Origin of the sequence: Pseudomonas sp. 43A, from assembly GCF_013363935.1 — a bacterium.
Lineage (GTDB): Bacteria > Pseudomonadota > Gammaproteobacteria > Pseudomonadales > Pseudomonadaceae > Aquipseudomonas > Aquipseudomonas crudilactis.
This window is the reverse complement of record NZ_CP054880.1, coordinates 4,463,422-4,488,165: the sequence shown is the minus strand read 5'-3', so window position 1 is coordinate 4,488,165 and position 24,744 is coordinate 4,463,422. Positions and strand designations below refer to the sequence as shown.

28 protein-coding genes are annotated in these 24,744 nt (G+C 59.0%); 15 read left to right on the top strand and 13 right to left on the bottom strand.

Annotated features, from left to right (window positions below; all coding sequences use genetic code 11):
• Positions 1 to 31 precede the first annotated feature (31 nt).
• Complete coding sequence (locus tag HUW52_RS19555) at positions 32 to 967, bottom strand: DMT family transporter (protein ID WP_175554626.1); 936 nt, start codon at positions 965 to 967, stop codon at positions 32 to 34.
• 85 nt (positions 968 to 1,052) lie between these two features.
• On the opposite strand from HUW52_RS19555, the gene HUW52_RS19550 reads away from it, so the two are divergent.
• On the top strand, positions 1,053 to 1,616 hold the full coding sequence (locus HUW52_RS19550) for a helix-turn-helix domain-containing protein (RefSeq protein ID WP_016983003.1): 564 nt from the start codon (positions 1,053 to 1,055) through the stop codon (positions 1,614 to 1,616).
• Positions 1,617 to 3,023 carry an FAD/NAD(P)-binding protein gene (locus tag HUW52_RS19545; protein WP_175554625.1) on the top strand — a complete coding sequence of 469 codons (1,407 nt, stop codon included), beginning with the start codon at positions 1,617 to 1,619 and terminating at the stop codon, positions 3,021 to 3,023.
• 198 nt (positions 3,024 to 3,221) lie between these two features.
• Here the strand turns inward: HUW52_RS19545 and ppnN are convergent, their stop codons facing one another.
• Positions 3,222 to 4,595 (bottom strand): nucleotide 5'-monophosphate nucleosidase PpnN, encoded by a 1,374-nt coding sequence (gene ppnN, locus HUW52_RS19540; RefSeq protein ID WP_008085844.1) that lies wholly within the window; start codon positions 4,593 to 4,595, stop codon positions 3,222 to 3,224.
• 223 nt (positions 4,596 to 4,818) lie between these two features.
• Here ppnN and HUW52_RS19535 point away from each other — a divergent pair, with 223 nt between their 5' ends.
• Positions 4,819 to 5,346: a DUF3087 domain-containing protein gene (locus tag HUW52_RS19535; protein ID WP_175554624.1), complete on the top strand. Its 528-nt coding sequence runs from the start codon at positions 4,819 to 4,821 to the stop codon at positions 5,344 to 5,346.
• On the opposite strand, the gene HUW52_RS19530 is transcribed toward HUW52_RS19535, so the two are convergent.
• Entirely contained in the window at positions 5,347 to 5,721 is a 375-nt protein-coding gene (locus tag HUW52_RS19530; RefSeq protein ID WP_016983006.1) for a DUF2784 domain-containing protein, read from the bottom strand.
• A 184-nt stretch (positions 5,722 to 5,905) separates the two neighbouring features.
• Here HUW52_RS19530 and HUW52_RS19525 point away from each other — a divergent pair, with 184 nt between their 5' ends.
• The 3 genes from HUW52_RS19525 to HUW52_RS19515 are packed head-to-tail and all read left to right on the top strand — an operon-like array spanning position 5,906 to position 7,111.
• On the top strand, positions 5,906 to 6,604 hold the full coding sequence (locus HUW52_RS19525; RefSeq protein WP_175554623.1) for an AzlC family ABC transporter permease: 699 nt from the start codon (positions 5,906 to 5,908) through the stop codon (positions 6,602 to 6,604).
• Positions 6,604 to 6,915 carry an AzlD domain-containing protein gene (locus HUW52_RS19520; RefSeq protein ID WP_175555710.1) on the top strand — a complete coding sequence of 104 codons (312 nt, stop codon included), beginning with the start codon at positions 6,604 to 6,606 and terminating at the stop codon, positions 6,913 to 6,915. The genes HUW52_RS19525 and HUW52_RS19520 overlap by 1 nt, the downstream gene beginning before the upstream one ends.
• A 49-nt stretch (positions 6,916 to 6,964) precedes the next feature.
• Positions 6,965 to 7,111 carry a hypothetical protein gene (locus HUW52_RS19515; protein ID WP_174244442.1) on the top strand — a complete coding sequence of 49 codons (147 nt, stop codon included), beginning with the start codon at positions 6,965 to 6,967 and terminating at the stop codon, positions 7,109 to 7,111.
• A 47-nt stretch (positions 7,112 to 7,158) separates the two neighbouring features.
• Here HUW52_RS19515 and HUW52_RS19510 read toward each other — a convergent pair whose 3' ends face one another.
• The 4 genes from HUW52_RS19510 to HUW52_RS19495 form a co-directional block, all read right to left on the bottom strand.
• Positions 7,159 to 7,431, bottom strand: coding sequence for a hypothetical protein (locus tag HUW52_RS19510; protein ID WP_016983010.1), 273 nt, complete (start codon positions 7,429 to 7,431; stop codon positions 7,159 to 7,161).
• A gap of 330 nt (positions 7,432 to 7,761) precedes the next feature.
• On the bottom strand, positions 7,762 to 8,442 hold the full coding sequence (locus tag HUW52_RS19505) for an SOS response-associated peptidase (protein WP_016983011.1): 681 nt from the start codon (positions 8,440 to 8,442) through the stop codon (positions 7,762 to 7,764).
• 28 nt (positions 8,443 to 8,470) lie between these two features.
• Entirely contained in the window at positions 8,471 to 9,313 is an 843-nt protein-coding gene (locus tag HUW52_RS19500; protein ID WP_175554622.1) for an ABC transporter permease, read from the bottom strand.
• 61 nt (positions 9,314 to 9,374) lie between these two features.
• The gene (locus HUW52_RS19495) at positions 9,375 to 10,355 is read right to left on the bottom strand and encodes an aliphatic sulfonate ABC transporter substrate-binding protein (RefSeq protein ID WP_175554621.1); all 981 of its coding nucleotides are present in this window, start codon (positions 10,353 to 10,355) and stop codon (positions 9,375 to 9,377) included.
• Positions 10,356 to 10,649: 294 nt separating this feature from the next.
• Here HUW52_RS19495 and HUW52_RS19490 point away from each other — a divergent pair, with 294 nt between their 5' ends.
• From HUW52_RS19490 to HUW52_RS19480, 3 genes are all read left to right on the top strand, one after another.
• Positions 10,650 to 11,597, top strand: a complete 948-nt coding sequence (locus HUW52_RS19490; RefSeq protein ID WP_175554620.1) for an ABC transporter substrate-binding protein — start codon at positions 10,650 to 10,652, stop codon at positions 11,595 to 11,597.
• Positions 11,598 to 11,728: 131 nt separating this feature from the next.
• Positions 11,729 to 12,628, top strand: a complete 900-nt coding sequence (locus tag HUW52_RS19485) for a polysaccharide deacetylase family protein (RefSeq protein WP_175554619.1) — start codon at positions 11,729 to 11,731, stop codon at positions 12,626 to 12,628.
• A 111-nt stretch (positions 12,629 to 12,739) separates the two neighbouring features.
• Complete coding sequence (locus HUW52_RS19480) at positions 12,740 to 12,982, top strand: DUF1652 domain-containing protein (protein ID WP_016983016.1); 243 nt, start codon at positions 12,740 to 12,742, stop codon at positions 12,980 to 12,982.
• Between the two features lie 4 nt (positions 12,983 to 12,986).
• Here the strand turns inward: HUW52_RS19480 and HUW52_RS19475 are convergent, their stop codons facing one another.
• Positions 12,987 to 13,349: an NUDIX hydrolase gene (locus HUW52_RS19475; RefSeq protein WP_016971919.1), complete on the bottom strand. Its 363-nt coding sequence runs from the start codon at positions 13,347 to 13,349 to the stop codon at positions 12,987 to 12,989.
• 226 nt (positions 13,350 to 13,575) lie between these two features.
• Between HUW52_RS19475 and HUW52_RS19470 the strand changes: the two genes are divergently transcribed.
• Entirely contained in the window at positions 13,576 to 13,773 is a 198-nt protein-coding gene (locus HUW52_RS19470) for a hypothetical protein (RefSeq protein ID WP_034152400.1), read from the top strand.
• 67 nt (positions 13,774 to 13,840) lie between these two features.
• Here the strand turns inward: HUW52_RS19470 and HUW52_RS19465 are convergent, their stop codons facing one another.
• Complete coding sequence (locus HUW52_RS19465) at positions 13,841 to 14,080, bottom strand: hypothetical protein (RefSeq protein WP_016983018.1); 240 nt, start codon at positions 14,078 to 14,080, stop codon at positions 13,841 to 13,843.
• A gap of 184 nt (positions 14,081 to 14,264) precedes the next feature.
• On the opposite strand from HUW52_RS19465, the gene HUW52_RS19460 reads away from it, so the two are divergent.
• Complete coding sequence (locus HUW52_RS19460) at positions 14,265 to 14,600, top strand: hypothetical protein (protein WP_016983019.1); 336 nt, start codon at positions 14,265 to 14,267, stop codon at positions 14,598 to 14,600.
• 200 nt (positions 14,601 to 14,800) lie between these two features.
• Positions 14,801 to 15,406 carry a DUF6338 family protein gene (locus HUW52_RS19455; protein ID WP_175554618.1) on the top strand — a complete coding sequence of 202 codons (606 nt, stop codon included), beginning with the start codon at positions 14,801 to 14,803 and terminating at the stop codon, positions 15,404 to 15,406.
• Positions 15,407 to 15,532: 126 nt separating this feature from the next.
• Here the strand turns inward: HUW52_RS19455 and HUW52_RS19450 are convergent, their stop codons facing one another.
• Complete coding sequence (locus HUW52_RS19450; RefSeq protein ID WP_175554617.1) at positions 15,533 to 16,432, bottom strand: LysR substrate-binding domain-containing protein; 900 nt, start codon at positions 16,430 to 16,432, stop codon at positions 15,533 to 15,535.
• 118 nt (positions 16,433 to 16,550) lie between these two features.
• Here HUW52_RS19450 and HUW52_RS19445 point away from each other — a divergent pair, with 118 nt between their 5' ends.
• Both HUW52_RS19445 and HUW52_RS19440 read left to right on the top strand, forming a co-directional pair.
• On the top strand, positions 16,551 to 17,918 hold the full coding sequence (locus tag HUW52_RS19445; protein ID WP_175554616.1) for an MFS transporter: 1,368 nt from the start codon (positions 16,551 to 16,553) through the stop codon (positions 17,916 to 17,918).
• 30 nt (positions 17,919 to 17,948) lie between these two features.
• Positions 17,949 to 19,223, top strand: coding sequence for a glucarate dehydratase family protein (locus HUW52_RS19440; RefSeq protein ID WP_175554615.1), 1,275 nt, complete (start codon positions 17,949 to 17,951; stop codon positions 19,221 to 19,223).
• A 111-nt stretch (positions 19,224 to 19,334) separates the two neighbouring features.
• Here HUW52_RS19440 and HUW52_RS19435 read toward each other — a convergent pair whose 3' ends face one another.
• On the bottom strand, positions 19,335 to 20,219 hold the full coding sequence (locus HUW52_RS19435; RefSeq protein WP_175554614.1) for a LysR substrate-binding domain-containing protein: 885 nt from the start codon (positions 20,217 to 20,219) through the stop codon (positions 19,335 to 19,337).
• Between the two features lie 157 nt (positions 20,220 to 20,376).
• Between HUW52_RS19435 and HUW52_RS19430 the strand changes: the two genes are divergently transcribed.
• Entirely contained in the window at positions 20,377 to 23,403 is a 3,027-nt protein-coding gene (locus HUW52_RS19430; RefSeq protein ID WP_175554613.1) for an FAD-binding and (Fe-S)-binding domain-containing protein, read from the top strand.
• Here the strand turns inward: HUW52_RS19430 and HUW52_RS19425 are convergent.
• Together HUW52_RS19425 and HUW52_RS19420 are read right to left on the bottom strand one after the other, a co-directional pair.
• On the bottom strand, positions 23,336 to 24,022 hold the full coding sequence (locus HUW52_RS19425; RefSeq protein WP_175554612.1) for a paraquat-inducible protein A: 687 nt from the start codon (positions 24,020 to 24,022) through the stop codon (positions 23,336 to 23,338). The two genes, HUW52_RS19430 and HUW52_RS19425, sit on opposite strands and share 68 nt — an antisense overlap.
• Positions 24,019 to 24,615, bottom strand: coding sequence for a paraquat-inducible protein A (locus tag HUW52_RS19420; protein ID WP_175554611.1), 597 nt, complete (start codon positions 24,613 to 24,615; stop codon positions 24,019 to 24,021). The genes HUW52_RS19425 and HUW52_RS19420 overlap by 4 nt, the downstream gene beginning before the upstream one ends.
• Between the last annotated feature and the right edge of the window lie 129 nt (positions 24,616 to 24,744).

Here is a 24,744-nt window from a genome sequence, read left to right as displayed (position 1 = left end):
GCGTTGGCGCAGGCGCTGAAGGTATTGCCGATCAGCCCTGCGTTTCTCGCTGCAGCTCAACATCGGTTTCTGCGGCCTTACCCTTGGTCTTCAACTCACTGACAATCACCGCCGCCACAATCAACCCCGCGCCCACCAGTGCAATCGCCGGCAACCGCTCCCCGGCAATCCGCCCGACAATCCCCGCCCACACCGGCTCACCGGCATAGATCAACGTGGCCCGAGTCGGCGAAACACTCTTCTGCGCCCAGTTCATCGCCACCTGAATCGCCGCACTCGCTGCGCCCAACCCCAGCGCTGTCACCAGCAGGGTCCAGGAGAAATCCGGAATCAGTTCACCGGTCGGCACAACCATCAAAAAGGACAGTGCCGACGTCACCGCCAGTTGCACCACGGTCACCCGGCGCACATCGACTTGCCCGGCGTAGGTGCTGATCAGAATGATCTCGGCGGCTATGGCGATGGCGCTGATCAACGTGACAATTTCACCGGGACTGAAATTCAGCGCCGCCCCGGACGGACCCGACAGCAACATCAAACCGGTAAACGCCAGCATGATACCGATGCTCGGCATCAGTCCCGGCCGACGGCCGAGCACCAGCCATTGCAGCAACGGCACGAACGGCACGTACAGCGCGGTGATGAACGCCGATTGACTGCTCGGAATCGTTTGCAACCCGACCGTCTGCAAGCCGTAACCGAGCATGATCGCCACACCGATGAAGGCACCGGCCCTGAGTTCGAAAAGGGTCAGCTCACGTAGATGTCGCCAGGAAAACAACGCGACAATGCACGCCGCTGCGGCAAAACGCAGGCCGACAAAAAACATCGGGCCGCTGACGGTCATCGCGTGCTGAACCAGCAGGAAAGTGCCGCCCCAGACCATGGTGATCAGTACCAGCACGCACTCGGCTTTGCTGAAGCGAGAGAAACGGAGGGAGGCGGGGGAGTTGTTCTGCGACGTCATGACCTTGCGCACTATAAAAAGGAGGCCGCACAATGCGCCCAACGTTGCGCAGTATACTGCCCAACTTCACCGAGTGAGCAATATAGTGCACAAAGATTCAACGCAACGCGCCTCTGTTTTGCAACACGTCAGCCAGAACGTCCGGCGTCTGCGGCACGCCGCCGATATGAGCCAGACCGCGCTGGCAGAAAAGTCCGGGGTCAGCCGGCGCATGCTGGTGGCGATTGAGGCGGGTGACAAAAATGTCAGCCTGACCACCCTCGACCGCGTTGCCGAAGCGCTCGATGTGGCGTTCAGCGATCTGATCCAGGCACCGGATGCCCGCGACTCGAGCCGCATCAACGAGGTGGCATGGGCAGGAACCCACCCGGGCAGCAAAGCCGTGCTGCTCTCCAAAGCCACGGCGACTCGCGAAGTCGAGCAATGGGAATGGTGCCTGCAACCGGGCGAGGTCTATCCGTCGCAAGCGGATTCGGAAGGCTGGAGCGAGCAGATTTTCGTCTTTGAAGGTTGCCTGACCTTGATGCTCGGTGATCAGCCTCAGCACATTGGCACAGGTGAGTTTTTCATGTTTGCCAGCAACCAGCCGCATTCCTATCGCAACGATGGGGATATTGCGGCTCGGTTTATTCGCAATGTGGTGATTTGAATGAGTCAGAGCGTAGACATCCTGATTATCGGCGGCGGCCTCAGCGGCACGATGCTGGCTGTGCAATTGCTGCGTCTACCCGGCCGGCGCAAGATTCTGGTAATCGAGCCGCGTGCCGAACTGGGGCGGGGTGAAGCTTACAGCGCGGTCGAGCTGGGTCACACGCTCAACGGCAACGCTGCGCGCATGAGTGTTGATCCGGATAACCCTCATGATTTGACGCAATGGCTGACCGAGCACATTGCCGGCGGTGGCTGGCCTGAATCCGCCGAGCAGGATGTGCCGGTCAGCGAACTGTTTCCGCCGCGTGGATTGTTCGGCGTCTATGTGCAGCAGCGCCTGGCCGAGGCGCGCAGAGTCGGGGCGCTGAATGGTTCAAGTGTTGAACACATTCGTGCGGAAGTCGTCGACCTGCAAGTTGATGCCGGTTCAGTGCAACTGACGTTGAGCGATGGTCAGTCATTGCGCGGTGGCTATGCGGTACTGGCGACCGGAATGTTTCCGGCTGCGCGAACGCCGCAGAAAGCCTCCAGTGGCCTTAACGCGGCCGCTCTGGATCCTTGGAATGTCACGTTGATGCGTCAACTCGATCCGCAATCGACCGTACTGATCATCGGCTCCGGCCTGACCATGGTCGATGCCGTGGTGTCGCTGGAGCAAGCCGGGCATCGAGGCCCGATCGAAGTATTTTCCCGGCACGGCTTGTTGCCCCATGTACGCCGACAGCCGCCGGCCTGGGTGGATTTTCTTGGCGATGATCACAGCCTGCGCACACCACGACAGTTGTTAGGTGAATTGCGTCGGCAATGCCTGGCCGCCATCGCACAAGGCATCGATTGGCAGGCGCCGCTGGACACGGTTCGGGTGCACATCGCTCGTTTGTGGAGTCAGGCGACTGACCTGCAGCGGCGACAATTCGTACGGCATGTACGTCCGTGGTGGGAAAGTCATCATCACCGTTCGCCGCCGTTGAGTGCGCAGCTGGTTGAGCGATTGCACAACGAAGGGCGATTGCGGATTCAGGCAGCGTCGTTCAAAGGGCTTGAGTCAAGTCCGGAGGATGGTGTCCGGATTCGTATAAGGCGTCGCGGCGAGTCTGAATCTTGCGTGGTGCAGGGTGCTGCATTAATCAATTCCAGTGGCATCGAATACGACTGGCGCCGGGTGGCGCGACCGTTGCCGCAGCAGGTGCTGGCGCGTGGTCTGGTGCAACCGGGGCCATTGGCGTTGGGGATCGCGGCGGCCGGGGATGGCGCGGTGCTGGATGCCGAGGGACGCGCGGCTGGCCGACTGTTTGCCATGGGGCCACCGTTGCGCGGGATGTGGTGGGAGAGTACGGCGGTGACGGATGTGGCGTTGCAGGCCAAGGCGTTGGCTGCGCGGTTGGCGGACAGGTCAGAAATTTGAGGTGTGCTTGGCAGCCTCTTCGCGAGCAGGCTCGCTCCCACAGTTGATTGGGTGAATGCAGATTTTGTGTACACATCCAGACCTTGTGGGAGCGAGCTTGCTCGCGAAATCGGTGTGTCAGTCGAAATCAAAAGTGACTGATATACCGCTATCGCGAGCAGGCTCGCTCCTACATTTGTAGCGTGGTAACCGAAAGAGTTAAGCCACCACTCGATAGCACGGCACATACGCCGCGCCACCCGGCAGTTTCATCCGGTGCTGGGCGACGAAGGCTTTGAGCAGGGCATCGAGCGGTTGCATGATCGCGGCGTCACCACGGATCTGGTACGGCCCGTGTTCTTCGATCAGGCGAATGCCCTTGTCCTTGACGTTGCCGGCGACGATCCCGGAGAACGCCCGGCGCAGATTGGCCGCCAGTTCGTGCGGTGGCTGGTCGCGGTGCAGTTTCAGGTTGGCCATGTTTTCGTGGGTCGGATCGAACGGGCGCTGGAAGCCCTCGTCGATTTTCAGCAGCCAGTTGAAGTGGAACGCATCGTTGCGCTCGCGGCGGAACTGCTTCACCGCTTTCAGGCCTTGGGTCATCTGCCGCGCCACTTCGGCCGGGTCGTCGATGATGATTTCGTAATGCTGCTTGGCCGCTTCACCGAGTGTGGCGGTGACGAAGGCGTCAAGTTGTTCCAGATACGGCGCGGCATGTTTCGGCCCGGTGAGGATCACCGGGAACGGCAGCCCTTTGTTGTCCGGGTGCATCAGGATGCCGAGCAGATAAAGGAACTCTTCTGCCGTACCGGCGCCGCCCGGGAAAATAATGATGCCGTGGCCAACGCGCACGAAGGCTTCCAGACGTTTCTCGATGTCCGGCAGAATCACCAGCTCGTTGACGATCGGGTTTGGCGCTTCAGCCGCAATAATCCCCGGCTCGGTCAGGCCCAGGTAGCGACCGCCGTGAATGCGCTGTTTGGCGTGGGCGATGGTCGCGCCTTTCATCGGGCCTTTCATTACGCCGGGGCCACAGCCGGTGCAGATGTCGAGGCTGCGCAGGCCCAGTTCGTGGCCGACTTTCTTGGTGTATTTGTATTCTTCGGTGTTGATCGAGTGGCCGCCCCAGCACACCACGATCTTCGGCTCGACGCCCGGACGCAGGGTGCGTGCGTTGCGCAGCAGGTGGAAGACGTAGTCGCTGATGCCTTGCGAGGTGGTCAGGTCGATGCGTTGGCTGTCGAGTTCGTTTTCGGTGTAGACGATGTCGCGCAGGGCGCTGAAGAGCATTTCGCGGGTGCTGGCGATCATTTCGCCGTCGACAAACGCGTCGGCCGGAGCGTTCAGCAGTTCCAGGCGTACGCCGCGATCCTGTTGGTGAATGCGGATTTCGAAGTCCTTGTAGGCTTCGAGGATGGTCTTGGCGTTATCGACATGGGCGCCGGTGTTGAGGATGGCCAGGGCGCACTGGCGGAAGAGGGTATAGGTACTGCCGGATCCGGCTTCGCTCAGTTGCTGAACTTCACGTTGAGAAAGGGTTTCCAGACTGCCTTTCGGGCTGACCGAGGCATTGATTACGTGTCGTTGGGTCATGCAATGATCCTTAAAACGATGTCATCTCAAGACTAGGCGATGGCATCCGAATAGTGTGTATCCATGAATGAAGATGGCACGATCTGCGCTGTACCGCCATGTCCCCGTTGGACGCTGAAAAGATGAAAAGGAGCCCCAGCATAGCTAAATCCGCGGTAGAGGCGATAATGCGCCGGCCGGTTTTTTCAGTTAGCCCTTTTGTCGCTCAAGGAAGTCATTTGTGATGTTCGAGATTCAGCCGATGGACGCCGCCACCTTTCGCCAGCAGACCCGACGCAGCACGGTCATCATCGCCGTGCTGTTCCTGGTGCTGGCGATGCTGTTTTCCAGCGTCGCGGTGGCGTTGTTCGGCGAGCCCGGCGGCGATAACCTGCGCTTCAATGTCGGCGGGGTGTTTGTCGCATTTTTGCTGACCGCCGCGTTATTGCGCGGGCGCTTCTGGAATCAGAGCTGGATGGCGCCGGCGGTGTACAGCTGGCGACTCAAGCGCAGTCTTATGAGCATCACCAATGTGATGCATAACGTGACTGCGGCGGTGGAGCAAAACGATCCGACGGCGATGAAGGTTTTGCGCTTCTATCATCTGGGTTTGATGCAAATGCACGAACTGGACGGCAACTCCAGCGATCACGGGCAGCTGTGGCGCGAAGCCGAAGCACACAAAGAGCGGATGCAGGCGCAGGGACTCGACACCGAGCAGACGCGCCTGGATCCGGCCTGGCTGGAGGCGTTGAAGCCGACGTCGCGCTGATCACAGCGCTCGACGCCGCTTCCACAAACGGATCAAGCGGCCATACACCAGCAGGTTGACCGCCAGCACCACGCTGCCGAGCGCCAGTTGGATCTGCGGGGTGAGCCCGGCCGGGTAGATGATCGGCCAGATGTAATGCTCGATGAAGCCGCCGGCATATTCGGTCTGCCCGGCGGCGTGGCGCATAAGGTTTTCCCAGTAGGTCAGCGGGCAGGTCAGGTGCAGCACCTCGACCGCCACGCCCCAGGCGGCGGCCGGTAAATGCAGCCACATCACCCGTGGCCATTTGAGCACCAGCAGCCCGCCGAACAGCACAAACAGAATGAAGCACAAATGAAACAGCACCAGCCCGTCGGCTGCGATTCGGTACAGCATGTCGTCTCCCTGACGCGGTTGTGAATGGCGCTATGTTACGCCGCTCAGGGCATTGAAGGTCAGTGCGAAAGTCAGCGGATTACGCGCGCATCCGCCGATTCCCACAAGTGCGCAAGATTGTTCAAGCCAAAAAGGCGAAATGGCTGGCACAGTCTCCAACCGTTTTCCTGGTTGAAGAACGTTTATGTCTGATTCACTTATGCCGCGCAGTGCGTTCCTTCGCGGCGCTGCGGCGATCATGCCGTTGTCGCTGGCCACCGCGCCTTGGGGGCTGCTGGCCGGCTCCATGGCGATCGAAGCCAAGCTCACGCCGCTGCAAGGGCAGGGCTTGTCGAGCATTGTGTTTGCCGGCGCGGCGCAATTGGTGGCGATCGGCATGCTCAAGGGCGGCGCGGGGATTTTTTCGATTCTGCTGACCACGCTGCTATTGACCTCGCAGCACTTGCTCTATGGCATGAGCATGCGTTCGGTGATCTCGCCGCTGCCGGGGCGCTGGCGCATGGGACTGGGCTTTTTGCTCACCGATGAGTTGTTTGCGCTGACCAGTCAACATGATCGCCAGCAGTTCAACCGCTGGTATGCGCTGGGCGTCGGCCTGACGTTCTACATCGCGTGGAATCTGTTCACCCTCGCCGGCATCGTCCTCGGCAGCAGCATTCCGGGGCTTGAGCACCTGGGGCTGGATTTCTCGATTGCCGCCACGTTTATCGCGTTGATCACGCCGGTGGTGCGTAACGTACCAACCGTAGTGTGTGTGGCGGTGTCGCTGTTTTGTTCGGTGTTGTTCAGTTATTGGCAATGGGGTTCGGCGCTGGTGTTGTCAGGACTGGCCGGAATGACCGCAGGGTTTATCTGCAACAAGCTGTATCGGGAGCGCACATGATGGTTTGGGCGGTGATTTTTGGCATGGGGCTTCTGGTGTTTCTCAATCGCTACGTGTTTCTCGAACCGCGCTTACCCTTGCGGCTGAGCAGCAACGCGCGGCAGTTTCTCGGTTTTGCGGTACCGGGGATGCTCACCGCGATCTGCGGGCCGATTGTCTTCATGCCCGACAAACAACTGAATCTGCAGTGGGATAATCCGTACCTGCTTAGTTCGCTGGTGGCGATCGCTCTTGTCATCTACACGCGCAATACTTTGCTCAGCATGCTGTTGAGCATGGCGTTCTTCTTTTTGCTGCGCTGGTGGCTGTAAGTTGTCTGTTCTACGCTTTAGGGATGAAGACTGATAACGGGAGGTGCACATGGCGACTGAGCAAAAGCATCCAGACACGGATGACGAAGACACGGACGAACCGACGCAAGAAGAAATAGAGCGTGAAAAGCACAAGGAACAGACCTGGAAGCACGATGATGGCCGAGAGCTTTCGGATCCTGACCGCAAATTTTGAGTGACTTCTACGAAAAAGCCCCGCAAGTGCGGGGCTTTTTTACGGTTTCAAAGATCGTCCAGCTGCGTGAAATCGGGGTGTGTGGCCCGATATCCCAAGGTTCGATCAATCCACGCATTCAGCTCGTTGACCATCACCGGCGCGTGGCCAGGATACCCTTCAAGAGTGGTGCGCAGGATATGGTCGATATCGGGTACGGCACGCAGGTTTCGGGTCTTGATGTAGTGGCCGATAAAACAGTCGAGTTCAAAGCGTTCTGTCATCGACAGATAAATACACTCCAGGCCGCTGACCTGTTTGATTGCAAAATCGTCGCGCAACTTATTTCTCTGCAAGGCTTGTAGACGTTAGGGGTTCCTGGTTTGTTGACTCTTTGGTCAACTGGTATACCAAATGGAAATGCGGCGCGCATGCTATCTGTAGTGCATCTAAATGTATGTATGACGGTTGAAATGTCAGACAGGCGGTTAGTTCATTCGAACGTGTGTTTTATGTGCGCCGTCTCAAAAATGAAACAGGGTTTGTAACGGCAGTGATTCGCTTTATGAGTTGCTAAAGTTTGCAATAGTTTTATTCCTTATAACGCTGCGTCAAAAGATCGCAGCCTTCGGCAGCTTCTACATTGATAGACGCGTGAAGTCGGCAAATGTTTAAGTCTGCTCAATAATCAAACTGGCCCCCTGATTGCGTACGTTACCAACAGCTTTGCCGACTTTGTACCATTCGAATACTTCACTGCCTTCAGCTTCAAACAGCAGCATTTGTTCGGCGCGCTCAACCGGCGTCGCCGGATCCAGCCACTCAGGCACCAACTCTGCGCGGAACACTACTGGTCGGCGATCATGGATATCGAGCATGCCGCCGACGGCATCGGCGGTGACAATCACGAAACCGTCGTCATCCCGAGCCGGCGTTTCGGCTGTCGGAAATTGTCCGATGGCCGCGCAGAAAACTGCACCGTGGTCCGCCCGACGAATCAGCCAAGGTTGTCGGGTTTTATCCTCGCTATCGACCCATTCAAACCAGTTGTCCACGGGCACGATCAAACGATGTCGCCAGATCGCCCGGAAGAACGGGCCATGGGCGACTTTCTCGACCCGGGCATTGATCGGTGGCGGGCGATCCTTGGCCCAATGCGGACGCCAGCCCCAGCGCAGATTGTCGGCATGCAGGTGCTGCCCTTGTTGATGCAGGACGGCCAGCGCAGTGGTCGGCGCCGCGTTATAGCGATCAAGCGGCGCTGCGCCGACGTGATTGATCAACGCGTCGGGAATGCTCAGCACCGCGACGAAGTCGTGAATGCCACGGTACTGCGAAAGTCTTCCGCACATGGTCCGATCTCCGGTTGCAGATTTCAGCTTAGTCGCTGGCGCCCTGTCCGGTGAACGTGTCACGCCAGCTCAGCCAGCGGCGTTCGAGCATGGCCAGCAAGCCGTCGCTGAATTTACCGAGCAAGGCGAGCACGATGATCGCGGCCAGCACGATGTCCGGCCGCGAGGTTTCCCGGCCGTCACTGAGCAGATAGCCCAAACCCTTGGTGGCCGCGATCAACTCCGCTGCGACGAGAAACATCCACGCCAGGCTCATGCCACTTCGCAGCCCGGTGAACAGGCCGGGGAGGGCGGCCGGCAGCAATATTCGCCGTACCAGTTGCAAGCGGCTGAAGCCATAGATGCGGCCGACTTCCACCAGTTTGCGATCAATGTCGCGAATAGCTGCGACCACGTTGACGTACACCGGAAAGAACGCACCAATGGCGATCAGGACGATTTTCGACGTCTCGTCGATGCCCAGCCACAACAGCAGCAGTGGCACCCAGGCCAGGCTCGGAATGGAACGCAGGGCGGCAAAGGTCGGTTCCAGATAGGCCTCGGCTTCGCGGCTCAAGCCAACCCAGGCGGCAAACACCAGCGCCAGACTGGCGCCAATGGCAAACCCCAGCAACACGCGCATCAGGCTGGCGCCGATGTGTTTCCATAGCGCACCTTCAGCGAGGTCAGTGAGGGTCAGGGCGATTTCGCTCGGCGCCGGCATCTGGTAGGACGGTAGCCAACCGATGCGGACGATAATTTCCAGCGCCACGATGATCAGCAACGGCAGGGCCAGGCCTTTGCAGCGGCGCTGCCACGTCGGATTTAAACGCGCAGGACGCTGGCGCGGTACGGCAAGTGGCGCGGGCAAGTCTTTGCTGCGAGTGGTCATGGTTTTGGCTCCGCTCACGACAAATCCGCGGCGGGCGCGGATTTGTCGCGAGGCTGATCGGTTACTGGTGGGCGACGGCTTGCTGCACACCGCTGTCGAGCAATTGATCGATGACTTGATCGACATTCACCCCACGGCGCACCAGTTCCTCGGAGACCAGAATCGGCGCTGCAGCCTTGGAGGCGCTGATGTCCTGTTGGCTCAGTTGCGGGCTGCTCAGGTCAGTGCGCGACAGTTGCAACTTGGCCACATCCAGCGGTAAGCCGGACTCCTTGGCGAGAAGGGCGGCGAACTCATCGGGATTTTTCAGCGCCCAGTCGCGGGCCTGTTCGTAGGCCTTGATCACGGTGTCGATGGTTTGCGGGTGCTCTTTGGCGTACTGCTCGGTGACGCTGACCACGCCGTAACTGTTGAACGCCGGGTTGCGATAGAGCAGGCGCGAACCGGCCTGCACCTGACTGGCGGCCATGTGCGGATCGAGTCCGGCCCAGGCGTCGACATCGCCTTTTTCCAGCGCCGTGCGGCCGTCCGGATGTTGCAGGTGAACCAGTTCCACATCGTCTTTTTTCAGCCCGGCCTGTTGCAGGCTGCGCAGGGTGAACAGATACGGATCAGTGCCCTTGGTGGCGGCGATCTTTTTGCCCTTGAGGTCGGCGACGGTCTGGTAAGGAGAATCCTTGCGCACCACCAGCGCTGTCCATTCGGCGCGGCTATAGACATAGACGGATTTGATCGGGCTGCCGTTGGCGCGGCTCAGCACTGCAGCAAGGCTGGCGCTGGAAGCGAAATCCACGCCGCCGCTGTTGAGGTATTCCAGCGAGCGATTGCTGCCCTGGCTCAGTACCCAGCTGACCTTGGTCTGCGGCAAGGCTTTTTCGAGGAAGCCGAAGTGCTTGAGCACCAGACTGACCGGCGAGTAATAAGCGTAGTCGAGATGCACTTCTGCCGGCGCGGTTTCAGCCGCGTGGGCGAGCGGTTGCAGGCTCAGTGCCACTGCGCTGGCGGCCAGCAGGGTTTTTAGTCGAGGAAAGAACGATGTCATGGGGCGCTCCGGCAAAGGCACAGGTTTCTTATGTCCAAAAAGATATTTTTATCGAATGCTTCCTGCATGATTGGAATATTGCAGGCTCTGTGCCATGTGCTTGAAAGTGCCGGCTTATAAGGGGTTCAAGGCACGAAGGTGGGTTTTGACTGTTGATTGGGCAACACTGTGATTTGCCACTGTTGCTACGCCAACAGTTGAAATCGACAGTGATGAGCTTATGCATTAATCGAATTTAAAAACCAAGAAACAAGAGCGTTATGGTCTATGCAATTTCCCTTTGCAGGACTCGCCATGAAGCTTTCTCGTTTCCTACGCGGTGCGTTAAGCGCAGCACTGTTTACTTCGCCACTTTCCTACGCAGCCGAGACTTTGGTCCTGCACGTCGGTGATCAGAACTATTACAACATCCGTGCCTCGGTAGAGGCGTCCGGTGTGTTGAACGATGCGCCTTATACGGTCGACTGGAAGCACTTCCAGGCCGCCGCACCTTTGGCGGAAGCGTTGCAAACCGGTTCGCTGGACCTGGGCTTTTTGGGCGATTCCGGTTTTCTGTTTCTGGCTGCCAAGCAGGCGCCGGTGAAACTGATTGGCGTGTCGCGGCAGAATCCGGACACCATCGCGTTGTTGGTACCCAAGGATTCGCCGGTGAAAACCATCGCCGATCTGAAAGGCAAAAAGGTCGCTTACTGGCCTGGCGCCTGGAGCCAGCAGTTGACCTTGCGTGCACTTGAGCAGGGCGGTCTGCCGGAAAACTACGTCGACTTCGTCAAACTGATGCCAATCGATGCCGCCGCAGCCCTGCCACAGGGCAGCATTGACGCTTTCCCGGTGTGGGAGCCGTACATTTCCCAGCAGATCGTGTTCTCCGGTGCGCGGCCTATCCTGACCGCAAAAAACCTGATGCCGGGGCTCAGTGCAATCGCGGCGTCAACGCCGTCGATCGACAGCAAACGTGCAGCGATTGAGGATTTTCTCGGTCGTTTGAAACAGGCTCGGGCGTGGGTCGACAGCCACACGGACGAATACGCCGATCTGTGGGCGAAGAAAGCCAATCTCGATCAGCAGGTGTCGCGCCACTGGTTGCGTCAGGCGCACATGACGGTTGGGCCGGTAGATCAGCAGGCTGCGACGGATCTGCAAAGTACCGCTGATTTCCTGTTCAAAGTGAAGGCGCTGCCGGCACCGTTGGCCACCGCCGGGATTATCGACACGTCTTTTCAACAAGCATTGGCTCACTGAGCGAGCGCCGGAACCAAACCCTGTGTACCTTATCCAACCTCGGCTCGAATATCCGAGCGCAGGGATGGATAAGGGCGAGGGAGTTTTGCCAATCGATCACATGACGGCAGCCGCCGTGCTCAAGGCAAAACATGACATCCGGATTCAAACTTCTTTGTGCCGCGCTGATTGCTCTCGGGCTGACCGGTTGTATCGCCGCCCCGATCGAAATGACCGCGCAAACCGAAACGCGCCTGAAAACCCAGGCACCGGTGCGCTTTCTGTTGACGTTCGACGACGGCCCCAGCGCTTCGAGTTTGTGGAATCCGTCGGCCACGGTGCTCGACAGTCTCAAGGACAATCCGCTGATGCCGAATATCAAAGCGGTGTTCTTCGTGCAGACGCGCGCGCCGCGAGCGGGCAACAGTGACATCGGTCGCGGCATCATGCGGCGTGAGCATGAGGAAGGCCACATACTGGCGTTTCACACGGCCACCCACTGGCACACCAATCATCGCTTGCTCGATCCGCAGGAACTCGAAGAATCGCTGACCAACGGCACGGCTGATATCGCTGCCATCACTGGCGCGCCGCCGAAGTTGCTGCGCCCGCCGTTCTGGAATTACGACAAACGTACCTTTGCCGCTTATCAACAGCATGATTTGCATGTGTTGCTCACGGATTTAAGTGCCAACGATGGCAAGATCTGGGGCTTCAATGCCAGCCCGAGGCGTCGGGCAAACATGCTGCGACAATTATCAGAAGTTCGTGAACGGATTGCCCTTGGCGAATTTCCGACCGTTGACGGGGTGATTCCGGTAGTAGTGACGTTTCATGATCTGAATCGCTATACCGCGCGGCACACGCGCGAATACCTGCAGATTCTGCTCGATAGCGCCGCCGCCACGGGCGTGAAGCTGGCGGACAAGCCTTTCTATGATGATCACGCCGCGCTGGAGAAAGCCGCACTGGCGCGCACCGTGGAGAGCAGCTCGGAGGCGGTGAATTTGCCGGGGATGTGGAACTGGATCTGGGATCATGACGCGCACTGAGGGCGTGGATGAAAGTTGTGATCCGGTTGGCATTTTTGTCTTGAGCAAGACAGGTATTGCTCATCTATGCTCAACCGGTCGACCGACTCATCGCCTGTGAGGCGTTCACTCATGCTTGCCATTGACGATATCTGCCGGATTGTCGAATCCGGCTTTCCTGCGTTCAAGTGCGATTGCATACCAAGTACGCAGGGCCTGCTGCAAATCAAGGTTTATGAGCCAGACAGCGGGCGTGTCGAATTGCTACTCAATGGCGTTTCCCCGGAACACCTCGTCACGATCCGTGACATTTCCAACTTCATCGGTGAGTTGCGTACCGAAATGAGCGCGGGCCGCCGCGCGTTCGCTGGCTAACGCCTCATAAACGCCGTTGAAACGCTTGAACGATGCGTAACGTCGCTTCGCTGGTGTTCAGATTGCGCACTGCGTCCAGTGGATGCCAGATGCAATCGATGATCTCGTTCTGTGGACGCACTTGCTCGAAGTCCAGCACGGACGCCTCGTAGACATGATGCCGCGTGCTGCCGCTCTGCAATTCCATTAAGTACAACACATCGTCGGCGTCCAGGCCGGTTTCTTCTTGGAGTTCGCGCACGGCAGCCTCCGCTCGGGTTTCCCCGTGCTCGACCTTGCCGCCGGGCAATGTCCAGCGGCAGTGGGGTTTGCGTACCAGGAGAATGTGGCGATCCTGTTCGCATATAACGGTTGCACGTACTTTCATCTGTTACCTGTTTTTACTGCTTGTCACAAAATAGAAATAAAACTGCAATATTTGAGCCGAGCCTTGTGGCAAAGGTTCATGGGAGTTTGGAGCGTTCGCTATTTTGAAAAGTGCCAGATCCTTGACTGTTGCGGCTGGCGACATCCGGTCGGCATTTCGGGCGGGTCAGGGTGTAAGGTAAAATCGTGAAGCGGGATCTGACCGTTAGCAAAAAATGGAGGTGTCCATGAGCATGCCGATGTTGAACAAGATGCACATGAACGGCTATGACGTGCTGAGCGTGAACAATGGCCCATGGCGGGTTTGCACCCAGGGCGATCGGCTGGCGTCGTTTGGCAGCCGGGAGGAAGCGCTGGCCTATGCCGCCGCACTGCCTGGCTACAAAAAACGCTCGACGCGCGCGCAAAGTCACAAAACCCACTGACAGGCAGGCTGTAACGAAAGAACCCCGGCATGTGTCGGGGCTTTTGTTTGAGGTAGGCGGGTGGGTCTCAGTGGACCTTGGTTCGGCTGATGGCGCGGGCTTTCACTTCCTTGGCATAGAGTTGCAGCCGTTCTTCATCGCTTTGCAGCACCTCACAGGATCTCAGCACGCTTTGCGCATCTGCTTCATTGCCGGATTTGCGCAGTTGTTCTGCGATACGTTTCAGGTCGACCGCCGACCATCTCAAGTCCGATGCAACGCTTTGCAGGTCGCGTTGAAGTTCGTGTTCGTATTCATTGAGCCGCATGATCACCTCCAGAACATTCTCGGTAGAAAAGAGTAGTCGCATTTTTCGTCGATGGGCAAAGCCTGTTCGTCAGTACGCTGAACGGTTGTGAAAAGTTGTGCAGATTGCGCCAAGGGCGCGGTGCCACGATGGATGTGCACCCGGTTACGCGCTACATTCAGCTTTTTCAGATCAGGAATACACCATGCGGATATGGATCGGGACTCTGGCGTTGACCCTGTTGGCGGGTTGCTCGTTGCCGGCATCGCTGGTGCCGGGTGAGCCGAATATCAGCAAGACCAGCGCCAAGTCGCCCAAGGACTATGCTGCGTGTTTATTACCGTTGTGGCAGAAGGATGTGGCCAAGACTTCGCAGACATCGATTTCCAACGGCTACCGCATCACGGCGCCAAGCATCATCACGGCGGACGAGATCCTCGACATCGTCAAGTACAAGGATGGCAGCCGGGTTTCGTTGTATCAGGGGCCGCCGTGGGCCAAGTCCGGGTCGTTGCGCCAATCGGTGCGTGACTGCCTGTAACGACGCCTGCAGAGACAAAAAAAGCAGAAGCCGTATCGTCGGTTTCTGCTTTTTTTTGCCTGCCTGGAGACTGATAAGGTGGGATCTGATTCGCGAAATGAGCGGTGACAGTTGCGCATGAAGGGTTTCCTCCGTGTGCACTAGGCTTTTGCTGGGCGGTCGATAGTCAGATCGGCCGGTCTTTCAAGGAGCCTCGGATCATGGATGATCTGGTCAAAGAAGTTATTCCGCTGTTGCAGTACCTGATTCCCGGTTTTTTGTCGGCGTGGATTTTTTATTCGCTGACGGCTTTCAAACGACCCGATACGTTTGGGCAGATTGTGCAGGCATTGATTTTTACGTTTGTGATTCATGGGGCGGTATTGGGGATTGGCACTCTGTGTCTTTGGGTGGGTTCGAAAGGTCTTTCTGTCGGGCGCTGGGATGCCAAGACCGAAACGATGTGGGCATTCGTTGTGTCGGTGACGCTCGGGTTGCTTTCCTGCTACCTGGCCACGAATGACAAATTGCATGGCTGGTTACGCAGTCGAAATGTCACGAAACAAACTTCCTACCCCAGCGAATGGTTCAGCATTTTTGCCCAGCACCATCGTCTGGTCACACTGCATTTGATCGATGAAAGGCGCGTGTTTGGCTGGCCCGTGGAGTGGCCACCGGAATCCAGCAGTGGCCAGTTCGTCATGCAGAATCCCTGTTGGCTGGATGCGGAAGGGGCAGAAGTGCCTTTTGGCGCTGAGTTTTTGCTGATAGATTCTGGGAAGGTCAAGTGGGTCGAATTCGGCCCGAAATCGGAGGTTTCTTTATGACAGCCAGAGCACCGCAACCAATGCCGGAATGGGTAGCGCGTCGCTACACGAAAGATGGCAAGCCAGTGGCAAATGCGCAGCCCAAGGCACCGAGCGCTCCGCCACCCTTGAAGAGCTAGTATTTCCTTAGCCCCAACCCTCAGCCACCGCCCGGCGAATCGCTTCCAGTAACATCGCAAACGCCGGGTTGTCGTTGTTCTCCCGCCAGATCAGATGCAGCTCGCTCTGCACCCCTTCGCCCAAATCGATATCGCGAAACACTACATTTTTGAACACCACACTGGTGGCGCAGCGCGGTACCAGCGCCAGGCCCATGCCCGCATTCACCAGTGCCAGAATCGTCAGCGACGAGCCCAGCCACTGCACATAATCCGGCGCAACCCGGGCCGAGCGCAGCATCCCCGTCAGCAGTTCGTTGAACGGCGGATACGCGGCGTGGGAATACATCAGGAACGGTTGTTTATCCAGATCACTGACCGCCACTTCAGTCGCTGTTGCCAAGGGATGACCGCTCGGCACTGCCAGTACAAACGGTTCACGCACCAGGCATTCAGTCGCATAGCCCGGCTCCAGTAATGGCGCACGGGCGATGCCCAGATCAATGCGGCGGGCGCGCAGGGCTTCGTGCTGCTGGTAAGTGTTCATCTCCGACAGATCGATTTTCACCTGCGGCTGTTTCAGGCGTGCCTCGGCAATGACCTTGGGCAGAAACTCATACACCGCGCTGCCGACAAAACTGATGTTTACCGAACCGATATCGCCCTCGGCAAACCGCCTGGCGGTGACGGCCGCTTGCTGCGCACGCTCCAGCAGGTTCTGTGCTTCGATGAAAAACGCCCGGCCTGCAGCGGTCAGCGCGACGCTACGAGTGCTGCGGGTAAACAACTCGACACCGAGGTGATGCTCGAGCAACTGAATCTGCCGGCTCAGCGGCGGCTGCGTCATATTTAGCCGTTCGGCGGCGCGGCGAAAGTTGAGTTCGGTGGCGACGGTAGTAAAGCAGCGCAGCTGGGTCAGTTCGAACATTGATCTAATCCGGGTATCAATCGAATGCCAAGTTAGATTAGACGGGATCAATAGTCGCCGTCCATGATCGGTCCATCGCTTTACGCCATCCCTAAAAAAACAAGATCGGAGTCGCCCCTTGAAAACCCTCCAGAGTTCGCTGGACGTCACGGTACTCGCCCGTGCCGCCGCCAAGGTCAAGCGCCACGTGCTGCCGCTGTTCGTGGTGATGTTCATCGTCAACTACATCGATCGGGTCAACATCGGTTTCGTGCGCAGTCACATGGAAACCGATCTAGGCATCGGCGCGGCGGCTTACGGCCTCGGTGCCGGTTTGTTTTTTGTGGGCTACGCGCTGTTCGAAGTGCCGTCCAACATGCTTCTGCAGCGTTATGGCGCACGGGTGTGGCTGACACGGATCATGTTCACCTGGGGCGCCGCCGCCATGGCCATGGCGTTCGTCCGAGGTGAAACCAGTTTCTATGTGCTGCGCTTTATTCTCGGCGCGGCCGAGGCGGGGTTCTTTCCGGGGATCATTTACTACTTCACCCAATGGCTACCGGCCTCCGAGCGCGGCAAGACCATGGCGGTGTTTCTCAGTGGCTCGGCGATTGCCTCGGTGATCTCCGGCCCGGTGTCCGGTGCGCTGCTGCACATCAGTGGTTTGGGGTTGCACGGCTGGCAGTGGATGTTCCTGATCGAAGGCGCGGCGTCGGTGGTGCTATGCGCATTCGTATGGTTCTGGCTGCAATCGCATCCGCGTCAGGCCAAGTGGCTGAGCGAAGAAGAACGCGAAGCGCTGGTGGCGGCGATTGCTGAAGAGCAGCGCGCTCGTGAGTCCTCGCAGGTGGCCAAGCCGTCGATGTTCAAGCTGTTGGCGGACCGGCAGATTGCGCTGTTCTGCTTCATCTACTTCTCCATTGCCCTGACCATTTACGGCGCGACGTTCTGGCTGCCGAGCATGATCAAGAAGATGGGCAATCTCGGTGACTTCCAGGTCGGCCTGCTCAATTCGATTCCGTGGATCATTTCGATTGTTGCCATGTACGGCTTCGCAGCCATGGCCGGCAAGTGGAAATTCCAGCAAGCGTGGGTTGCCTTGACGCTGGTGATAGCAGCGATCGGCATGTTCATGTCGACCACTGGCGGGCCGATCTTCGCCTTCGTCGCCATCTGCTTCGCCGCTATCGGTTTCAAGGCTGCGTCGGCGTTGTTCTGGCCGATCCCGCAAAGCTATCTGGATGCGCGCATCGCCGCTGCGGTGATCGCTTTGATCAACTCCATCGGCAACCTCGGCGGTTTCGTTGCGCCGACGGCGTTCGGCATCCTCGAAGAAACCACCGGCTCCATCGAGGGCGGACTTTATGGCTTGGCGGCGACGTCACTGGTCGCTGCGGTGGTGATCTTTTTTGCCCGCACGGCGCCTGGCGCGAAAGGCAAAAACCTCGCAAAGCCGCATGAGGTCACCGCCGTTGTTGCGACGGCCAGCCCGGCCGCGAGCCATTGAATTGATTGTCGATCTGTCAGGAGCGTTATCTTGAAAATCACCCGCGTAACTGTGACTCCGATTGCCTTTCGCGATCCGCCGCTGCTCAACGCCAGCGGCATCCACGAACCCTTTGCCCTGCGTTCGATCATCGAGATCGAAAGCGACAACGGCTACATCGGCCTCGGCGAAAGCTATGGCGATGCCCCGGCGCTGGCGATTCAGCAGCAGTTGCAGGCGCAGTTGATCGGTCTCGATCCGTTCAACCTCAACCAGTTGCGCGCGATCGTGCAGGCCACCGTCGCTGCGAATAAACCTGCCAGTCTCGCCGGTGCTGAACTGGCGCCCGGTTCCCACGCCAGTAAAGCGGTGAGCAATGCCTACTCGGCGTTCGAAGTGGCGTTTCTCGATCTGCAGGCGCATTACCTGAACGTGCCGCTGGTGGACCTGCTCGGCGGCGCGATTCGCGATGAAGTGCCGTTCAGCGCTTACCTGTTCTTCAAGTACGCGCAGCATGTCGATTCGCCGTACAAACCGGACAATTGGGGCGAGGCGCTCAGCGAGCAACAGATCGTTGCGCAGGCTGCGCGGATGATCGAGGCATACGGCTTCAAGAGCATCAAGCTCAAGGCCGGTACGTTGCCGCCAGAGCATGAAGTGGCGTGCATCAAGGCGCTGAAAAAAGCCTTCCCCGGTTACCCGTTGCGCATCGACCCGAATGGCAACTGGTCATTGGAAACCTCGATTCGCATGGCTGAATTGCTCGGCGATGATCTGCAGTATTACGAAGACCCGACCCCGGGTCTCGACGGCATGGCTGAGCTGCACAAACGCACGGGTCTGCCGCTGGCGACCAACATGGTGGTCACCGACTTCGACGAGTTCCGTCGCAGTGTCGCGCAGAACAGCGTGCAGATTGTTCTCGCCGACCACCATTACTGGGGCGGCGTGCGCGACACGCAGACGCTGGCGAAAATGTGCGATGTGTTCGGCGTTGGTGTGTCGATGCATTCCAATTCGCACCTGGGCATCAGCCTGATGGCGATGGCGCATGTGGCGGCGGCGGTGCCGAATCTGGATTACGCCTGTGATACGCATTACCCCTGGCAGGAGCCGGATGAAGAGGTGATCAAGGGCGGCAAACTGCCAATAGTCGATGGCTGCGTGAAGATCACCCGGGCGCCGGGGCTTGGCCTGGAACTGGATCATGAGCAGTTGGGCAAGCTGCATGATCAGTACCTGACGTGCGGGATTCGTCAGCGCGATGATGTGCGGCAGATGCAGCGCTACAAGCCGGACTGGAGGGCGGTCAAGCCGAGATTTTGATGTCGTGCTCGCTGGCCTCTTCGCGAGCAAGCTCGCTCCCACATTTGATCTGTGGCGTTCACAAATCCTTTGTGGGAGCGAGCTTGCTCGCGCAGGGGGCGACTCATTCCTTCAGAGTGTATGCACCAGCCAATCGCGGAACGCTTTCAGCGACGGCAAATTCTCATTGCGCGGCGGATACACCAGGTAATAGCTGCGCCGACTGGTAATCGGTTCGCCCAATTGCAGCAATTCACCGCTGAGCAACTCATCCTCGACCAGAATTCGCGGCACCAACCCCACACCAATATTCGCCCGCACCGCCTGAATCAAGTGCGAAGTCATTTCAAAGCTTGGCCCGATGCGCATGCTGCGGTGCGGCAAACCGTGATGGCTGAACCATTCCGCCCACGCCTGGGCATTGCTGCTGACGTTGAGCAGCAGTTGCCCGGCGATGTGTTGTTCGGCGTCGTCGCGCTCAGCATCGGACAGTTGCGCACTGGCAATCACCACCAGTTCCTCGGTGTGCAAGGGCAGGGCCGTCAGCCCTGGCCATTCACCGCCACCGACGCAGATCGCCGCATCGATTTCGCTGGTATCGAAGTCGATTGCTTCGATCCGCGAATGCAAATGCACGGTCATGCCCGGATGCGCGGTGTAGAAATCCTTCAACCGTGGCAGCAACCATTTCGAGCCGAAGGTCGGCAGCGTCGCCAGGCGCAGACTGTGAATGCCCGAGCCAAACGCCATCGCCTGCAATGTCGCGCTGCGAATCTGCCCAAGCGCTTCGGCGAGTTCGCGCTGATACATGCGCCCGACATCGGTCAGTACCACTTGCCGGCCTTCACGGCTGAACAAACGCATGCCGAGCATCTTCTCGAGAATCTGCACCTGACGGCTTACTGCACTCTGCGTCAGCGACAGTTCGTGGGCGGCGCGGGTGTAGCTTTCATGGCGCGCAGCGGCCTCGAAGGCCAGCAGTAACGACATGGAAGGGGTGAGCGTGCGCGGATTCATTCGTAAAAGTCATCAATAGCGGGTCGAATTTACGGTTGTCCCGGCGTTCGCCAGCAATGAACATGGGCACCATGAGATGGCGGAGCCTGACGCAATCATTCGTTGCGTACAACTGTTTACCGCCACACGGCCCGATTTGACCGAGATAACCTGACCGATGATTGCCCAGCTGTCCTCCACCAAAGCCCTGACCAGCGATTACCAACAGTTCCTCCAAGCCCTGAAAGCCAGCGGCTTTCGCGGTGAAATCAGCGCTGACTACGCCAGCCGCGTGGTGCTGGCGACCGACAACTCGATCTATCAGCGCCTGCCGCAAGCGGCGGTGTTTCCGCTGGATGCCGAGGACGTGGCGCGAGTGGCACGACTGATCGCCGAACCGGCGTACCAACAAGTGGTGATTACTCCGCGCGGCGGTGGCACCGGCACCAACGGCCAATCGCTGACGGACGGCATCGTTGTCGATCTGTCGCGGCACATGAACCGCATCCTCGAAATCAACGTAGAGGAACGCTGGGTGCGCGTGCAGGCCGGGGTGGTCAAGGATCAACTCAACGCTGCGCTGAAATCCGCCGGGCTGTTCTTCGCCCCGGAACTGTCGACCTCCAACCGCGCCACCGTCGGCGGCATGATCAACACCGACGCCAGCGGCCAGGGCAGTTGCACTTACGGCAAGACCCGTGATCATGTGCTTGAGCTCGATATGGTCCTGCGCGGCGGTGAGCGTTTGCACGGGTTGCCCCTTGAGGAAAAACAACTTGAAGAGTTGTGCGCCCGCGAAGATCGCGTCGGTGAGGTCCATCGTTGCGCACGGCAGATCATTGATGAACAGGGCGAACTGATCAAACAACGCTTCCCTGATCTCAACCGTTGCCTGACCGGTTATGACTTGGCGCATCTGCGTGAGGCGGACAACCGTTTCAACCTCAACAGCGTGCTGTGCGGCGCGGAAGGCTCGCTGGGTTTTGTGGTCGAAGCGCGGCTGAATGTGCTGCCGATTCCCAAGCACACGATGCTGGTGAACATCCGCTACGCCGGGTTCATGGACGCGTTGCGTGATGCGCGGGCCTTGATGGCGCTCAAGCCGCTGTCGATCGAAACCGTCGACTCGAAAGTGTTGTTGCTGGCGATGCAGGACATCGTCTGGCACGGCGTCGCCGAGTATTTCCCGGAAAGTGCCGAGCGCCCGACGCTGGGGATCAACCTGGTCGAGTTTTGCGGTGATGATCCCGAAGATCTGCATCGTCGGGTCGAGGCGTTCGTCGAACACCTGAGCCGCGATCAAACCGTTGAGCGTTTGGGCCACACGCTGGCGGTCGGCCACGCAGCGGTGAGCAAAGTCTATGGCATGCGTAAACGTGCGGTAGGCCTGCTCGGCAACGTTGCCGGTGAAGCGCGGCCGCAGCCGTTCGTTGAAGACACGGCGGTGCCGCCGCAGCACCTGGCCGAGTACATCGCCGAGTTGCGCGACCTGCTCGACAGCCACGGTTTGCAGTACGGCATGTTCGGTCACGTCGATGCAGGCGTGCTGCACGTGCGGCCGATTCTCGACATGAAAGACCCGCAGCAAGCCGCGCTGGTACGTCCGGTGTCCGATGGCGTTGCCGCGCTGACTCAGCGTTATGGCGGCCTGTTGTGGGGCGAGCACGGTAAAGGTCTGCGCTCGGAATACTCACCGGCATTCTTCGGTGAGTTGTATCCGGCGCTGCAAGCGCTGAAAGCTGCATTTGACCCGTTCAACCAGTTCAATCCGGGCAAGATCGCCACGCCGGCCAACAGCGACGCGGCGCTGCTGAAAATCGATGAAGTCACTTTGCGCGGAGAACTCGATCGGCGGATCGACGAGAAGGTTTGGCAAAGCTACGGCGCCGCGATGCACTGCAACGGCAACGGCGCCTGCTACAACTTCGACCCTGATGACGCGATGTGCCCGTCGTGGAAAGCCACCCGCGAGCGTGCGCAATCGCCCAAGGGCCGGGCTTCATTGATTCGTGAGTGGCTGCGTTTGCAGGGCGAGGCGGGCGTTGACGTATTGTCCGATGCCATTCGCAAGCCTGCGTTTTTCAGCTCGTTGTGGCAGCGCTGGCGCAACAGCCGTGCACAGTCCGAGGATTTCTCCCACGAAGTCTACGACGCCATGGCCGGTTGCCTGGCGTGCAAATCCTGCGCGGGGCAGTGTCCGGTGAAGGTCAATGTGCCGGAATTTCGTTCGCGCTTTCTCGAGCTGTATCACAGCCGTTATCTGCGTCCGGCGCGGGATTATCTGATTGCTTCGCTGGAGTACAGCATTCCGTACATGGCGCGGATTCCGGCGCTGTACAACGGTTTGATGGGCGCTTCGTGGGTGCGCGGCCTGCTGGAAAGGGTCGGCGGCATGATCGATGTGCCGTTGCTCAGTCGATTCGATTTTCACGCTGCGATGCGCCGTTGGCAGGTGCAGCCAGCGACGGTGTCGACCTTGTCGGCGCTGACCCCGGCGCAACGCGAGCGCAGTGTGGTCATCGTGCAGGACGCCTTCACGCGTTATTTCGAAGCGCCGTTGCTGGCGGATCTGGTCGAACTGATTTCACGTCTGGGTTATCAGGTGTATCTCGCGCCGTTCAGCGCCAACGGCAAGCCATTGCATGTGCAAGGCTTCCTCTCGGCGTTCAACCGCGCGGCGTTGCGCAACGCTCGGCAGCTGCGTGAATTGGCGGATGTGGGCGTGCCGTTGCTGGGCCTCGATCCGGCGATGACGCTGGTGTATCGCCAGGAATACCTGAAAGTGCCGGGCATGGAGCAATGCCCGGAAGTGGCGTTGCTGCAGGAGTGGTTGCTCAAGGTGATGCCGGAGCAGGCGGCGCAGGATGCAACCGCATCGTTCCGGTTGCTCGCCCACTGCACCGAGAAAACCAACGCCCCGGCCGCGACCCGGCAGTGGGAACAGGTGTTCGAACGCGCAGGATTGAAGTTGGCCACGCAAGCCACCGGTTGCTGCGGCATGTCCGGCACGTATGGCCACGAGGCGCGCAATCGTCAAACCTCAGCGGTGATCTACGAGCAGTCGTGGGCACGTCAGATAGACGCGCCGGCAGAGCAGGGCGAAGCACTGGCCACGGGGTATTCCTGCCGCAGTCAGGTCAAGCGCCAGTCGGATCAGGCACTGCGCCATCCGTTGCAGGTGCTGCTTGAGGTTCAGCGTCGCTGAGGGATTCGTCCGTGTCCGTGTCCCAGATCAGGCGCGGATCGAAACTCATCGCCGCGAGCATGGTGAACACCACGACCAGGCCGAAAAACAGAATGCCCGGTCGCGGCTCGATATCGCCCAGCGCCTGAAACTTCACCAGTGCTGCGACCAGCGCCACCACCAGCACGTCGAGCATCGACCAATAGCCGATCAGCTCGACGAAGCGGAACAGCTTCGAGCGCTCTTTGCGCGCCCAGGCGCTGTCGCGCTGTACGGTCATCAACAGCAGCGTGAGGGCCACGAACTTGACTCCCGGCACCGCGATGCTGGCGATGAAAATGATCAGCGCAATGTCCCACGCGCCGTGTTCCCAGAACTCCAGCACGCCACTCATGATCGTGCTGTCGGCGCCGCTGCCGAGCATGGTGGTGTTCATCACCGGCAGCAGATTGGCCGGCACGTAAAACGCTAGCGCCGCGAGCATGTAGGCCCAGGTGCGCGCCAGTGAATTGGTCTTGCGCCGGTGCAGCGGCGCGTCGCAACGCGGGCACTCGTGCGGCTCGTCGGTCATGTCGCAAGCCAGCCCGCAGCTGTGGCACAGGCACAGATTGAGTTCGCTGGCAGTCGGTGGCCGTTTCATAGAATGTCCCAGAGGTCGCGGATATCGCGACCGGCAATCCTGATCATCATCAAGCTCAGCACCGCTAGCGCAAACAGGCCGATGCCGGGCAACACATCGAGCAATCCGGCCAGTTTGAACACCGCCACCATCGCTCCCAACAGACAAACTTCAAGCATGCTCCATGGCCGCAGGGTTTCCAGCCAGCGCATGCACAGCTTGAAGCCCGGAGCACGTCGCGATGACAGCGCGAAGCTGAGCACCCAGACCAGCAGCACCAGTTGAAACGCCGGGGCAATGATGATCGAAATCGCCGCGACCATCGCCATAAAGGTGATTGGCCCCTGACTCAGCGCCAGCACCGAATCCCACAGTGTCGCGCTGTTTTTCAAGCCTTTGAGGCTGATGCTCATCACCGGGTAGAAGTTGGCAAACAGCCACAGCATCGCAGCGGTGAAGGTCAGGGCCAGACGCTGCTCGACGGTCAAACCGTTGAAGCGCTGCAGTACGCCGCCGCAACGCACACACGAGGTATTCTGGTGTTTGGCCAGCACGGCTTTTTCGTACACGCAGTCGCAGTGCTCGCAGATGATCAGGTGTTCGGTGTTGACCATGGACAACGCTCGACAGCAGCCGCAAGGGCGGGGGACTTGATCACTATAGAAGCCTGAGGCTATTGGGCAACTTGTGCGGCTGAGGTTTTTCTGAGAATCACTATCGATTGAGCTTGGGTTTTTGCTGTT

Excerpts from the sequence above, each read along its gene's own strand:
- HUW52_RS19505 (WP_016983011.1), bottom strand. The coding sequence starts at position 8,442 with ATGTGCGGAAGACTTTCGCAGTACCGTGGCATTCACGACTTCGTCGCG.
- HUW52_RS19515 (WP_174244442.1), top strand. The coding sequence starts at position 6,965 with ATGGCGACTGAGCAAAAGCATCCAGACACGGATGACGAAGACACGGAC.
- HUW52_RS19495 (WP_175554621.1), bottom strand. The coding sequence starts at position 10,355 with ATGACATCGTTCTTTCCTCGACTAAAAACCCTGCTGGCCGCCAGCGCA.
- HUW52_RS19460 (WP_016983019.1), top strand. The coding sequence starts at position 14,265 with ATGCGGATATGGATCGGGACTCTGGCGTTGACCCTGTTGGCGGGTTGC.
- HUW52_RS19470 (WP_034152400.1), top strand. The coding sequence starts at position 13,576 with ATGAGCATGCCGATGTTGAACAAGATGCACATGAACGGCTATGACGTG.
- HUW52_RS19430 (WP_175554613.1), top strand. The coding sequence starts at position 20,377 with ATGATTGCCCAGCTGTCCTCCACCAAAGCCCTGACCAGCGATTACCAA.
- HUW52_RS19480 (WP_016983016.1), top strand. The coding sequence starts at position 12,740 with ATGCTTGCCATTGACGATATCTGCCGGATTGTCGAATCCGGCTTTCCT.
- HUW52_RS19435 (WP_175554614.1), bottom strand. The coding sequence starts at position 20,219 with ATGAATCCGCGCACGCTCACCCCTTCCATGTCGTTACTGCTGGCCTTC.
- HUW52_RS19455 (WP_175554618.1), top strand. The coding sequence starts at position 14,801 with ATGGATGATCTGGTCAAAGAAGTTATTCCGCTGTTGCAGTACCTGATT.
- HUW52_RS19475 (WP_016971919.1), bottom strand. The coding sequence starts at position 13,349 with ATGAAAGTACGTGCAACCGTTATATGCGAACAGGATCGCCACATTCTC.
- HUW52_RS19420 (WP_175554611.1), bottom strand. The coding sequence starts at position 24,615 with ATGGTCAACACCGAACACCTGATCATCTGCGAGCACTGCGACTGCGTG.
- HUW52_RS19465 (WP_016983018.1), bottom strand. The coding sequence starts at position 14,080 with ATGCGGCTCAATGAATACGAACACGAACTTCAACGCGACCTGCAAAGC.
- HUW52_RS19520 (WP_175555710.1), top strand. The coding sequence starts at position 6,604 with ATGGTTTGGGCGGTGATTTTTGGCATGGGGCTTCTGGTGTTTCTCAAT.
- HUW52_RS19490 (WP_175554620.1), top strand. The coding sequence starts at position 10,650 with ATGAAGCTTTCTCGTTTCCTACGCGGTGCGTTAAGCGCAGCACTGTTT.
- HUW52_RS19450 (WP_175554617.1), bottom strand. The coding sequence starts at position 16,432 with ATGTTCGAACTGACCCAGCTGCGCTGCTTTACTACCGTCGCCACCGAA.
- HUW52_RS19555 (WP_175554626.1), bottom strand. The coding sequence starts at position 967 with ATGACGTCGCAGAACAACTCCCCCGCCTCCCTCCGTTTCTCTCGCTTC.
- HUW52_RS19530 (WP_016983006.1), bottom strand. The coding sequence starts at position 5,721 with ATGCTGTACCGAATCGCAGCCGACGGGCTGGTGCTGTTTCATTTGTGC.
- HUW52_RS19545 (WP_175554625.1), top strand. The coding sequence starts at position 1,617 with ATGAGTCAGAGCGTAGACATCCTGATTATCGGCGGCGGCCTCAGCGGC.
- HUW52_RS19425 (WP_175554612.1), bottom strand. The coding sequence starts at position 24,022 with ATGAAACGGCCACCGACTGCCAGCGAACTCAATCTGTGCCTGTGCCAC.
- HUW52_RS19525 (WP_175554623.1), top strand. The coding sequence starts at position 5,906 with ATGTCTGATTCACTTATGCCGCGCAGTGCGTTCCTTCGCGGCGCTGCG.
- ppnN (WP_008085844.1), bottom strand. The coding sequence starts at position 4,595 with ATGACCCAACGACACGTAATCAATGCCTCGGTCAGCCCGAAAGGCAGT.
- HUW52_RS19485 (WP_175554619.1), top strand. The coding sequence starts at position 11,729 with ATGACATCCGGATTCAAACTTCTTTGTGCCGCGCTGATTGCTCTCGGG.
- HUW52_RS19500 (WP_175554622.1), bottom strand. The coding sequence starts at position 9,313 with ATGACCACTCGCAGCAAAGACTTGCCCGCGCCACTTGCCGTACCGCGC.
- HUW52_RS19535 (WP_175554624.1), top strand. The coding sequence starts at position 4,819 with ATGTTCGAGATTCAGCCGATGGACGCCGCCACCTTTCGCCAGCAGACC.